We start from the raw sequence: 12,147 nt of genomic DNA, 5'->3' as shown, positions 1-12,147 counted from the left end.
TCTCGGCTTCCGGTCCACAATAGATGATGGTGGCTTCACCCGGCGGTACTTCGAAATTGTCGCCGACATGCAGCACGCGGGTGACGACGCCGGTTTTCAGCAGACCGGAGCCACTGGTCACCGTTAGCATTCGGTGAGAGGTCAGGTCCTCCAGCATCGGCAGCATGCTGCCAGCTCGTAATGTCATCATGCGCAATTCATAGCCTGGGCCACTCTGCACGCGGCGGATCTCGCCCCAGGTCATCTGGTTGCGGGCATGCTCGGCCAGTTCACGACGTTTGATGGTTTCGAGCTTTTTCACGATCTGCTTCACCTGTTGTGCCTGGTCGCGGGTGGTGATCAGCAGGGCATCGTCGGTGTCGACGACGACCACGTCCTGCATGCCGATCACTGCCACGAGCTTGTTTGTCGAGCGGATGTAGGAGTTGCAGGTGTCGATGCTGATGACGTCACCGCTCAACACGTTGCCGTCTTCGTCCTTTTCCGCGATGTGATGAAGCGCATTCCAGGCGCCGACATCGCTCCACGCCACCTGCAGCGGCGCGATCACAGTGCGGGGCGAATGCTCGAAGACGATGGATTCCGTCGGGAGGTTCGCTGCAGAGAACAGTGCTTCGGCATTCAGATAGAGGGCATGTTCGGTCTGCAGGCCAAGCTTGATGGCGTTGCTGACCGCTTCATAGGTGGTGGGATCGAGGCGCTGGAATTCTGAGATCAGCACATCGGCGCGGAACAGGCTGATGCCAGACGCCCAATAGGCGTTGCCTGCCTTGATTAGGGATGTTGCAATTTCAACCGGAGGCTTTTCAATGAAGCTTGCAACTTTTCGGGCGCAGTCGAGCATATCCAGTGGCCCGCCATCAACGATGTAGCCATAACCGGTTTCCGGATATTCGGGCGTAACTCCGAATAGGACGATGTGACCGCTTTCGGCGGCTGCACGGGCGGCCAGAACATTGCCTGTCAGGTCGCCCTTGACGATGTGATCCGACGGGATAACGCAGATCAGCGCTGCCGGATCGGTTTCAGCAAGATCGAGTGCTGTGGCAAGGACTGCGGGGCCGGTGTTGCGGGAGATCGGTTCGGCGATAATGCGAGCCGGGCAATTCAGGTCGTTCAACTGTCGCATCACGGTTGCGACATGCGAACTGCTGACAGCGACGATGGGGTCTGCAAAGCCTGGCATGCGGTGGCGTTCAACCGTTGCGTGAAAAAAGGTGGTCTCCGAGTTGCCGTCGATACGCTGAAACTGTTTCGGGTGCTCGGTGCGGGAAAGGGGCCAAAGGCGTGTGCCGATGCCGCCGCACAGGATGAGGGGGTGGACGTTTTGCATGACTGCTCCTGTGAATCCTGTTTGTCGATTGCGCGGGATTGTCTGCCTTGCTGCGGTTCTCAGCCGGCCGTGCGGTTGGAGGACATCAGGCCGAATTGCTGGCCAATGGCGAAAATGCGGTTGCTGATGATGCGCACGGAGACCGGCGACCCGACGGCTTCCCCACCGAGAGTGGCATCCGGGGTGATGACGGCGCGCATCTCGCCTTGCGTGCCGACCGGTGTCAGGGCTTGTGCACCAGCGGTCAGTTTGCCGTAGGCCACCAGGCCATCGGGGAATTTGAGTTCGGCGATGTCGCCGCGAACAAGAAGCTTGGCCTGGTCGGCACTGACGGTCGCAACGACGACCGGTGCCGTTTCGCCGGAGACGACTTCGGCTACGGTGTCGCCGGCCATGACGGTTGAGCCTTCCATCGCGGCGCCAGGAAGGATCTTGCAGTCGCAGGGCATGTTGACGCTGAGCGTGTCGCCGGAGACGGCCTGCAGCGTGTAGAGGACTTCACCCTTCGCAGCGCCGAGGTTGAGATAGGAAATCTGGCCGCTTGCCACCGCACGCAGAGGCTGGCCGCCGGCGGAAAGCGTGGCGAGCTGGGTGACTTCCTTGGAGAATACCCGCTGGTAGATGAGGTTTGCAGCGACAGCGGCGAGCGCGAGGCTGAGCGCTGCGGTTGCCGCGACGCGTAGGCCGCGCCCGACATAGCCGCCGAATGTCGTCGCTGCCCCCTGGCTCTTGGTATTGCTCACACCAGCCTTTTCGCGGCGACTGATAATGCCGTCGATGGAGGTGATATCACCGGCGATATGGCTGTTGAGCAGATAACGCAGCGTCGGCAGGTGTTCGCCGGTCGGCTCGATGAAATCGAGACGCAGTTCACCGGTTTCGGATTGGATGCGGCTGATGCGGACATCGACCTGTAGCGCGATCGTGTAGCCGTCGAAATCGAAGCGTAGAACGGCAATCCGCTGCTTCCCTTCCAATTCCGGTCCGGAAAGACCGGCAACTGTTGCCGACACGAGGGACAGGCTCTGGCCGCTGAACTGTCGACCGTCGATGATTGCGGAAAACGGGATGTTGGTTTTTGGGTGCTCCGTGCCGTTGTCCAGGAGGACCGGGACGTTTGCGGCCTGGGTGGCCAAAGCCTGTGAAGCTGTGTCTCGTGCGGGCTTTTTCTCGATGTCCATTGTCACGGTCCTTCGCTGTTAGGGTGGGCGCGGTTAGATTAGGTTGCCGACATAAGCCACGCCGAGGATGAGCCATCCGAGGGCAAGGCCATGCATGTAGGTGGAACTGTGGGCCCTCAGCCGCTGGCCGAGAGGCAGGCTGAAACTCCCCGTTTTCGCCGAGGACTGGCGGGTCCAGCGCTGGCGGTCGAGGCGGAAGAGGATGAAGCTTTTGATCACCGCGCCGCCAACCTGGCTGAAGTAGAGCAGGAAGGGAAAGGTGACGGGAAAGCTGCGTTTGCGGAACGCCATGATGATCGTGCACATGCAGTAGCGGGTGAACATTACCCAGGCAAAATAGAGGGGCAGGATCCAGGGACTGACAAAGAAGGTCGCCAGCAGGATGCTGGCCGGACCGGCGAGTGTAGTCCAGATCGAGATTGCCTGGTCGAGGATCGACCACCAGGTGAAATAACCGATCTGCGAGGCGGGCAGGGCAAGCGCACGGGCGTTGGTGCGCAGCATGTTGCCGAACCAGCGGGTCATCAGGACGGTCGCGGAGTCCATGAAACCGGAATTGGGCTGGGTTTCGATCGAAACCGTGCACAGATCTGGCAGATAGAGCATCTTGTATCCACGCTGCAGCAGCCAGTACCAGGTGGACTTGTCGTCGCCGGTGAGGAAGTGAACGCGGCCAAGGCGCCAGTGGTCGATGAAGTCGTTGCGGACGAGATCGACGAAGCCGCCGTCGGTGGCGAGATTGGCACGGAAGATCGACATACGGCCGGTTAGGGTCAGGACCCTCTCCCCCAGAGACATCGACGACATCATCACGTGGCGCTGGCAAAAGCGCAGGTCGAACCAGTCGCGGAACAGGCGCCCGCCTTTGGTGTCACTGTACTCATCGGTGGTGACGGCGCCGACGGATGGGTCGGTGAAGAAGGGCAGGCTGCGGTCGATGACGTCGATCGGTACGCAGCTGTCACCATCGACGAAGATGACGATATCGTTGCGACCCGGATTGAGCCTGGCGATCGAACGCAGGGAAGTGGCGAGTGCGTCGCGCTTGCCGGTTCCGGCGATCTTGTCGATCTTCAGGGCAACCATCGCTTCGGAGCCGGGATCGCGGGAGGCGACCGAGGCCATGACCTGTCGGATCAGCCGTGCATCGGCTTCGTCGACGATTGAGGCGACGATGGTGGCGCCACCCTTGGCGTGATAGGCCGCCTCGAAGATCGAACGATAGACCCGGGTCGAGATATCCGGAGCGATCTTGTAGGTGGTTACGAGGAAAAAGGTGTGATCCTTCAAGCCGCGGGCCTGATAGGCCTCGACGGCGTTTTTGCGCCGGCGAGGATAGGCGAAGTTGAGGTAATAGGCGGCCCGCGCCAGGTTGATCCCCGCCCAGGCATAGCGCCAGCCGCCAATGAGGCCGACGGTGATCAGAGTGCCGGAGACGGTCTGAACCGCCGGATGCGGCACGCTGAGCGCCAAGATCGTCATGATGAGGAGATAGATGACGTGGGCCAACATATCGGTGCGCTCCTTACCAGCAAATGCCTTGGTAGGTTCCGGCGGAGCGAATGCCGGGGCGGATGCGGAGCAGGTCGACCATGGGGATCTTGTCGCTGGATGCATCAAGAACCGGCATGGCCTCGGCATAGTGATTGCCTACAAGGATGACGTCGGAATTGTCCACAAGGTCGTCGAGGTCGCTGACGAGCCTGTTTTTCAGGTCGATGGCGGTGTCATTGCCGCGCCCAGCGCCGCTCATGCCCTCCGCATATGCCTGATTCACGAAGGGGTCGTAGATCTTGAGGTCGTAGCCCCGGTCGATCAGGCGAGAGGCGAGGCTCGCGAGTGGGCTTTCGCGCAGATCGTCGGTACCAGTCTTGAAGCTGATGCCGACCATGCCGATCGTCTGCCCGCCCATCTGCGAGACCATGGTCTCAGCGCGGTCGATCTGCGCTTCGTTGGCTTCGAGGACCGCGTCGAGAAGGGCGGTCTCGACATGCTTCTCCTTGGCGAGATGACGCAGAGCGCGGACATCTTTCGGCAGGCAGGAGCCGCCAAAAGCGAAACCCGGGCGCATGAAATAGGGCGAGATGTTGACCTTGAGATCCGAGCACAGGATTTTCATCACCAACTGGCCGTCGACGCCGCTCGCCTTGGCGATGTTGCCGATTTCGTTGGCGAAGGTGACTTTCACGGCGCGCCAGGAGTTGCTGGTGTATTTGATCATCTCTGCTGTGGCGAGAGAAACCGAGTGGCACGGGCACGGAAGCGCGTCATTCAATTCGTGCAGGACCTTGTCGGTCTGCTCGTCGAGAGCACCAAAAACGATCAGGCCCGGATCGTAGTAGTCTTCGATCGCTGTGCTTTCACGCAGGAATTCCGGGTAGTAGCCGACGCCGAAATCCTTGCCGGCGATCAGGCCCGTGCTGCGCTCGAGCGCCGGGATGCAGACCTGTTCCATGCTGCCCGGCACGATGGTCGAGCGAACGACAACGGAGTGGAAACGCCCCTTGGCGGCAATTGCAGTGCCGATCGCCTCGCAGGCCTTGATCACATATGTCAGTCCAACCGAGCCGTCCGGTGCGCTCGGGGTGCCGACGCAGACGAAGGACACGTCGGTCGAAGCGATTGCATCCTGGATATCAAGCGTGGCGCGCAGCTTGCCGCTGGCGACAGTCTGCTCGATCAGGGGATCAAGGCCCTTCTCAACGATCGGTGCGCGTCCGTTGTTGATCGTGTCGACCTTTGCAGGGTCGATGTCGACAGCCACGACGTCGTGTCCATCTTTGGCCAGGCAGGCTGCTGCAACGACGCCGACGTAACCAATTCCAAATACGCTGATCCTAGCCATGTGCTGCCCTTGTTGTTGACCGCAGGCCTTCGAGGCCCGTCGGTAGTTAACAATCGTTTAAATCCGTCTTTAGGATTGGCAGCTATGTTTGGTTAGTAAAAGTCAGGAAAGACCCGACAAATGTCAGGTAAATTCCTAATAAATATTTAATAAAAGCATAATATTAGCAATTGAGATTTAAATAACGCAAAGTAGCACGATGGACGTACATCCATCGCGCTATCAATTTTTACCAAGTAATGTTAGTATTGAAGCCAGCCTACACTAATTGCGTAGTTGACTATGTCTGATCTTGTTCGAAGTGATAGTTTTTTTGTCGCGCGATATTTGTATGTTTCAACAGTTTTTGTGCTTAACTGAATATCTGCAGCGATTTCTTTCATCGCTTTTCCAAGCGCAACATACCGTAAGACAAGTTCTTCCTGCGTGGAGAGCTTTCCTTGTTCAGGTTCTGTGGTCGTGTTGTTGATGTTTCCGCTTTCGGACAATGCAATCACGGATTCATCTATGACGATGTCGCCGGCGTATATGCTCTTGATCGCACGCAATAGCTTCGGGCTTGCAACCGTTTTGGTGACCACGCCAGAATATCCCTTGGCGATATATGTTTCTCCCGGCAAGGTATCGCGCACATCGCAATAGGCGATGATGCGTGCCGTGGCCTGAAGTTCTTTCAAGTCCATCTCGGCGTCGCGCAGGGCCTGATCGAGGAAGCCTGGGTCGGCTACGATAACGTGCGGCGCCAGGCGCCTGATCGCTTCTGCCAGATTGATGTCTCTTTGCGTCAGCGAGAGTGATTTCAGCTGTCGTGTCGAATTTATCAGAAAGCTCAGGCCGTCCACCAGGACCGGGTTCTCGTCCAAAACAAGGACCCTTATCTTGCTAGTGTTTTCCATTGCAGCTCCAATCGATCGACTTTGCCACAAATTCTCCAAACTGACCGATGCGCTCGGGCGAACGTGTTCGCAAATGACAAGCTTTGGCCAGAACATGTTCGGAGAGAACGCAGGGGGTGTCAAGATGCTGCGACGCGGCAAGAATTGTGTCGATTATGTTGTTGTGCAACATAACTAAGTTGCTCGTCATTGTGCTGATACGGTAAATTCCTTTTTCTATCAATAAATTAGGCAAGTATCGCCCAAGGTGACGGGGATCACTATGTTCGGCTGGACTGCCACAGGTTGCTCTCTTTAGAGGTGAAACGGGCTTTTTGTTTCGAAAAAGCACATGGCCTATAAGGAATGACAGGTGACATTTCTCCAGCATTTCATGCCCGGAAGTTCCGTTGACGAATGCCAAGTCATGGCCAGCCAATTTCCTTCACGACGTCCAGAAATCGCGCGCGAAACCCTCTTCGCACGAATTTCCGTTGGGATCGCGAATTGCTCGCGAGTGATTTGCAGTGTCATATCGTCGCTATCAGGCGAAATTGCAGCAATGTGATTTTATGTGATCTACGGGTTGTAAAGGGGCGTCAATCGCGGGGCGTCCGAGTCGATGATCGTCAGCGCCTCTTGCCACGAGCCAACCGTATTCCCCTCGATAGAACGGCGGATTGCTGACGCAAATCCATTAACTGTAAAACCCATCACAAGTCGTATTGGCCGACTTTCGCAATTTGTTGCGCCCTGAATTTACTACTCTTTTCACAGTGTCGGTTACGTTAGCCTCTACAAAGTAGCGTAGGGTGTGTTGTGAAGCATAATTTCAAGCTTACGACAGTTGGTCCAGATTTGCGGACGGACTTGGTCTCAAAACTCAATCTGGCTCATTCGGCGATCGAGAAATCATTTCTCGACGCGGGCGCGGTTCTTGTTTCAGTGATGGAAATCCTGAACGGACTGGTCGATATCCTCGATCGCCTGACGAATACCCTCGACGGGGAGACCACGGCGTCGACGGTCAAGGGGCTGCGGAGCACCGTTTCCAATCTGGCGCTTCTGCCGAAGATCGCTGAAGCGCGGCACACGAAGTTTGTCGAGATTTCCGACATTTGCCATTCGAGCAGCCTTCACCTCGACGACATGCGCGAGACCATCCGCTATCTGCGTACCTTCGCCATTACGGTGAAGATCACCGGTGCTGGACTTGCCGAGTTCGCGGAATTTGCCGATGAAATTCGCGACCGGGTGCAGTTCGGCGCGGAAGAGGTGGACAAGTTCGTCGCGCAACTGAGCGTGATGCGGGCGCAGTTGCGGACCGCGCGTGATTTTGCCGAAGGCATCCGCAGCGATTTCGACACCACGGTTCCACGCATTGTCAGCAATCTCGATCAGAGCTCGAGCCGCATCGCACAGCAATATGCGCAGATGTCGGCGGTTGCCAGCGATGTCAAACAGGTGACCGGCCGGGTTCAGGGCAAGATAGCCAGCGTACTTTCGGGTTTGCAGATTGGCGACATCACCCGCCAGCGTATCGAGCATGTACAAAGCACGTTCGAACTGCTGGACGCGTTCCTCGCCTCGCCGGAAGGTGGCGCGCTTTCAGCGCAGGAAGCCGACGATCTGACTACGGTCATTCTGCATCTGTGCCATGCACAGCTGGATGAAACGCTGGTCGATTTCCGCCGGCAGTGCCGTGGCATTTCGACCAATATCGCAAGCTTCTCGGCCGATGCGTCGCAGATCCTGGTTCTGCGCGACAAGGTGACGTCGGAAGGTGCCGGCGAAGAGCACAATGCGCTGAAGTCGATGGAGGCGGATCTCAGGGTCGGTTGCGAGCTTGCCGAACGTGTGCGCGATCGCAGTGGCGAGTCTGATTCCGTTGTCGGTTCGGTGACTGCGACGGCCCAGCATCTGTTGAAGGGGATCGAGGTCATTCGTTCGATCAAGACCGATATCCACTACATGGCTCTCAACTCCAACCTGCGCTGTTCGCGCCTGGGAGATGCAGGCCGTTCGGTGAATGTGGTCAGCGGCGAGCTTCGGCTTTTCGCCGGCAAGCTCGAAACGCCGGCCGATGCGATCGTGGCCGATCTTCATGCGGTGGAAGCGGCGACGCAGTTCCTGTCGGGTGAAGCGACCGCTGACATCGGCAATCTCGGCGAGCCTTTGCGCAATGCGCTGGCAGCGGTCCAGACGGTCGGCGCGGAGATGGAAAAGGGACTGCAGGAATTCGCGGTCGAGGGGCAGGCGGTGTTTGCGCGCATTAGCGCAGCCGTGACCAAGCTTGATTTCGAAAGCGAGCTTGGCGGTGTTCTGGACCAATGCCTGGGGCTTGCAGCCCACATGGCCGCCGACGCTCTGCCGGATACGCTCGATCTCGCATCCCGGATCGAGCCGCTTTCATCGGGCATCTTCCGGATCTATACGATGGCGCAGGAAAGAGACATTCATCTGCGGTATCTGAACGTAAATTCCGGTGGCCCGGCTTCCCAGGCAGAAGCTGCCAAGACCGAGATCATGGACGACGACGATCTTTTTGCCGACGCCCTGTTCTGATCAGGCCGTTGCTAAGCGGCGTGCTCCAGCCGTCCGAGCATTCGGGCGGCGAGCAGCACCTGCTCGGTTGTCTGTGCCAGCGGCACGAGCTTCAACACTTCATCCGCATAACGTTCGGCGTTCAGGATTGCCTTGCCGAGATTGCTGACCTTGGCCGGATCCATGCGGTGCAGGTAGGCGTGGAAATCGAACATGTCGCGATAGGCTGAGCGCTCGATGATCGGCGTGTCGAGCACATGCACGCGCTGTTCGGTGAGAAGATGCTTGACTGCCTGAAGCGCGCGCGTGGTGACAAACGAATTTACCCGGGACAGGATTACCGAATGGGCGATGCGTATGCCGGCTTTCCGGTCGAGATAGCGCAGCAGATCGAGCACTTGCGCCCCACCCTGGGCATCCATGCTGCTGCCCTGCACAGGGATCATCACGTGATCGGACAAGCCGATGGCGGTTGCCAGCAGGGGTGACTGAATTCCGGGGAGATCGATAATCACGTAGTCCCAGTCGCGCTGGCTTTCGGTCACGGTCTTCTGGATCGTGGCCATGGAGACAAAAGTTTCGACGGTCAGGTTCGGTCGCTGCTCGGCGGTTTCAAACCATCTCGAGATCCAGCGCTGCGGATCGGTATCCAGGATGCAGACCCTGAAATTGCGCCGCACGAGTTCCGTTGCGAGGAGAAGGACGGCAGTTGTCTTGCCAGCGCCACCCTTGGAATTGGCGAATGTGATGACGGCCATGGTCTGCTCCTCGTCTGAACGCGTGAGCCAGAATCGCTCGCCAAGGCACAACCATCGTGCAGTCTTCACTCTTGCCAAACATGGTTAACAAAGAGGAAAGGTGCCGGGGCAGAAGCTTGCAGATGTCCCTGAAATAGCACAAAAATTCGCTGACCTACCGATGCTTGTCGGCGGTCAGGATTTCTCTTGCGATGAGCTCGAGCGAGACGACCTTGTCGACGCCGCCACGCGCAATCGCTTCCTTCGGCATGCCGAACACGATGGAACTTGCCTCATCCTGGGCGACAGTAAATGCGCCTGCCTGGTGCATCTCCTCCATGCCGCGCGCGCCATCGTCACCCATCCCGGTCATGATGACGCCCATGGCATTGGAGCCAGCAGCGCGTGCAGCCGAACGGAAGAGCACATCCACAGAGGGGCGATGGCGTGAAACGAGCGGGCCAGCGCGGACAGAAACATGGTAGCGGGCGCCTTGGCGCTCGAGGAGGATATGCTTGTCGCCGGGTGCAATCAGGACATGGCCGCGCAGGACCGGATCGCCATCGACAGCTTCCTTCACCTCGACTTCGCAGAGGCTGTTCAACCGCTTGGCAAAGGCGGCGGTGAAGCGTTCCGGCATGTGCTGGACAATAACAATTCCTGGTGCGTTGGCCGGCAGCCGCTCCAGCATTTCCCGCAAGGCTTCCGTGCCGCCGGTGGAGGCACCGACGCAGACGACCATTTCGGTCGTGCGGGCCATGGCCTTGCCCGTCGGTGGCGGCAGGACGGCGTCGGCGGTCAGCTTGGCGGTCGGGCCGCTGGCTGCGGCCGAACGCATGCGCCTCGTCGACCTCAGCCTCGCTTGGGCTGCACTCTTCACCACGTCGCAGATGCGGAGCGCCTGCTCGGAGAGATAGTCGGCTGCGCCGATCTTCGGCTTGAGAATGACATCCACGGCACCGGCTTCGAGCGCCTGAAGCAGGGTTTCGGAGCCGGATTCCGTCAGGGACGAGCACATCACCACCGGGATCGGCCGTTGCGACATCAGTTTGCGCAGGAAGGTGATGCCATCCATGCGCGGCATTTCGACATCCAGGGTGATAACGTCCGGTATCTCCTCCTGGATGCGTTTGGCTGCAATGAACGGATCCGAAGCGGCGCCGATCACTTCGATGGCAGGGTCCGACTGCAGGACTGCAGTCAGTGTCTGGCGAACAGACGCGGAATCATCGATGATCAGGACGCGGATCTTGTTGCTCATGAGGTCTTCAGATCCTTTTGAAGATCGTGTTCGCCACCTGGCGGACAGGGAGATCGAGGCCGGTCACGGATTCCGAATGGCCGATGAAGAGGTAACCGTCCGGAACGAGATTGGCGCAGAGTTGCGACAGAACGTGTTCCTGGGTCTTCTTGTCGAAGTAGATCAGGACGTTGCGGCAGAAGATCATGTGGAACGGATCGCCGACCGGGTAGGTCTTGTCCATGAAGTTCAACCGACCGAAGCCGATTTTCGATCGCAGCGCCGGCGTTATCCTGACGCTGGTTTGTCTTTTGTCCTTCGGCAGCATGACGTATTTCGCCATCATGTGTGGCGGAACCGGGTCCAGTTGGTCGGCGGGATAGATCCCGGCCTTTGCGGTCTTCAACACATCCGTGGAAAGGTCGGTTGCAAGGATGCTGAAATCGCAGCCGGTATTGTTCTGGGCCGCTTCAGCCATGACCATGGCCATCGTGTAGGGTTCGGCGCCGTTGGAGCAGGCGGCGCTCCAGGCTCGCATGCGGCGGACGCCCTGTTCCTTCAGTTCCGGTAGGACGACCTCTTCGAGATAGGCGAAATGGTTCGGTTCACGAAAGAAGTCGGTTTTGTTGGTGGTGACGGCATCGATCAGAAATATGCTCTCGTTCTGCAGGCCGCCTTGCTTGAAGAGGAAATCGCAATATTCGTTGAACGTCGAAAGGCCGGTGGCACGCAGCCGCCGGCGCAGTCTCCCCTCGAGCATGGTGACCTTGTTCGGCGGCATCTTGATGCCGCTATAGTCATAGATGAACTTTGCCAATTGTTGATAATTGCGAGGACCCAGCGTGTCCTCGCCCCGCACCTGGGCTAAGCTTGCATTCACCGAGTCACTCCTTAGCCAAAGGCCACTTGTTTTTCATTGCTGCCCGACACATTCACGTCTGAATGTGAAAACAAACGCGCCAGATCGATGATCACGACGAAATCCGTCTCGCGCCGGACAACACCGGCGATGTAGTCGGAGCCCCAGCGGACGCCGATATCCGGGGCAGCCTCGATCTGGTCACGCCGGAACGGCGTGACCTCGTAGACCTTGTCCGCGACCAGGCCGATTGCCAGCGTCTTGCCCTCGATCGGAATATCGAGGACCAGGATGCGGGTATCATTGGTGCGGATCGTCCTCGACATGCCAAGCCGGACCCTGAGATCGATGACCGGTACGCCCTGGCCACGCACATCGCGAAGCCCGAGCAGGTAGTCCGGCCCATGCGGGATCTTGAACGGATCCTCATGGTCCAGGATCTCCCGGACCACGGTGACGGGAACGGCGAAGATCTCCTCGCCGAGGCTGAATGTGACGAACTGGGATTCAGTTGAAGCTGTGCTCATGATCAT

10 protein-coding genes are annotated in these 12,147 nt (G+C 58.4%); 1 reads left to right on the top strand and 9 read right to left on the bottom strand.

Features of this window, described 5'->3' with window-relative positions; translation table 11 throughout:
- The 5 genes from PDO_RS03425 to PDO_RS03405 form a co-directional block, all read right to left on the bottom strand.
- The coding region (locus tag PDO_RS03425) for a mannose-1-phosphate guanylyltransferase (protein WP_007597859.1) at window positions 1-1,333 on the bottom strand (1,333 nt) is incomplete at its 3' end.
- Between the two features lie 59 nt (window positions 1,334-1,392).
- On the bottom strand, window positions 1,393-2,514 hold the full coding sequence (locus tag PDO_RS03420; RefSeq protein ID WP_007597857.1) for a hypothetical protein: 1,122 nt from the start codon (window positions 2,512-2,514) through the stop codon (window positions 1,393-1,395).
- A gap of 33 nt (window positions 2,515-2,547) precedes the next feature.
- Window positions 2,548-4,026: a glycosyltransferase gene (locus PDO_RS03415; protein ID WP_007597855.1), complete on the bottom strand. Its 1,479-nt coding sequence runs from the start codon at window positions 4,024-4,026 to the stop codon at window positions 2,548-2,550.
- 13 nt (window positions 4,027-4,039) lie between these two features.
- Entirely contained in the window at window positions 4,040-5,359 is a 1,320-nt protein-coding gene (locus PDO_RS03410; RefSeq protein ID WP_007597853.1) for a nucleotide sugar dehydrogenase, read from the bottom strand.
- A 242-nt stretch (window positions 5,360-5,601) separates the two neighbouring features.
- Window positions 5,602-6,255 (bottom strand): helix-turn-helix transcriptional regulator, encoded by a 654-nt coding sequence (locus PDO_RS03405; RefSeq protein WP_007597851.1) that lies wholly within the window; start codon window positions 6,253-6,255, stop codon window positions 5,602-5,604.
- 849 nt (window positions 6,256-7,104) lie between these two features.
- On the opposite strand from PDO_RS03405, the gene PDO_RS03400 reads away from it, so the two are divergent.
- Window positions 7,105-8,799, top strand: a complete 1,695-nt coding sequence (locus PDO_RS03400; protein ID WP_244426334.1) for a chemotaxis protein — start codon at window positions 7,105-7,107, stop codon at window positions 8,797-8,799.
- A gap of 11 nt (window positions 8,800-8,810) precedes the next feature.
- On the opposite strand, the gene PDO_RS03395 is transcribed toward PDO_RS03400, so the two are convergent.
- The 4 genes from PDO_RS03395 to PDO_RS03380 all read right to left on the bottom strand — a co-directional run bounded on the left by PDO_RS03395 (window position 8,811) and on the right by PDO_RS03380 (window position 12,147).
- The gene (locus PDO_RS03395) at window positions 8,811-9,536 is read right to left on the bottom strand and encodes a ParA family protein (RefSeq protein WP_007597846.1); all 726 of its coding nucleotides are present in this window, start codon (window positions 9,534-9,536) and stop codon (window positions 8,811-8,813) included.
- Window positions 9,537-9,690: 154 nt separating this feature from the next.
- Window positions 9,691-10,776 (bottom strand): protein-glutamate methylesterase/protein-glutamine glutaminase, encoded by a 1,086-nt coding sequence (locus PDO_RS03390; protein WP_007597842.1) that lies wholly within the window; start codon window positions 10,774-10,776, stop codon window positions 9,691-9,693.
- 7 nt (window positions 10,777-10,783) lie between these two features.
- Window positions 10,784-11,635, bottom strand: coding sequence for a CheR family methyltransferase (locus PDO_RS03385; RefSeq protein WP_007597840.1), 852 nt, complete (start codon window positions 11,633-11,635; stop codon window positions 10,784-10,786).
- A gap of 11 nt (window positions 11,636-11,646) precedes the next feature.
- Complete coding sequence (locus PDO_RS03380) at window positions 11,647-12,147, bottom strand: chemotaxis protein CheW (RefSeq protein ID WP_007597838.1); 501 nt, start codon at window positions 12,145-12,147, stop codon at window positions 11,647-11,649.

The organism is Rhizobium sp. PDO1-076 (assembly GCF_000247475.1).
Classification (GTDB): domain Bacteria; phylum Pseudomonadota; class Alphaproteobacteria; order Rhizobiales; family Rhizobiaceae; genus Allorhizobium.
This window is presented reverse-complemented; position numbering and strand designations above follow the sequence as displayed.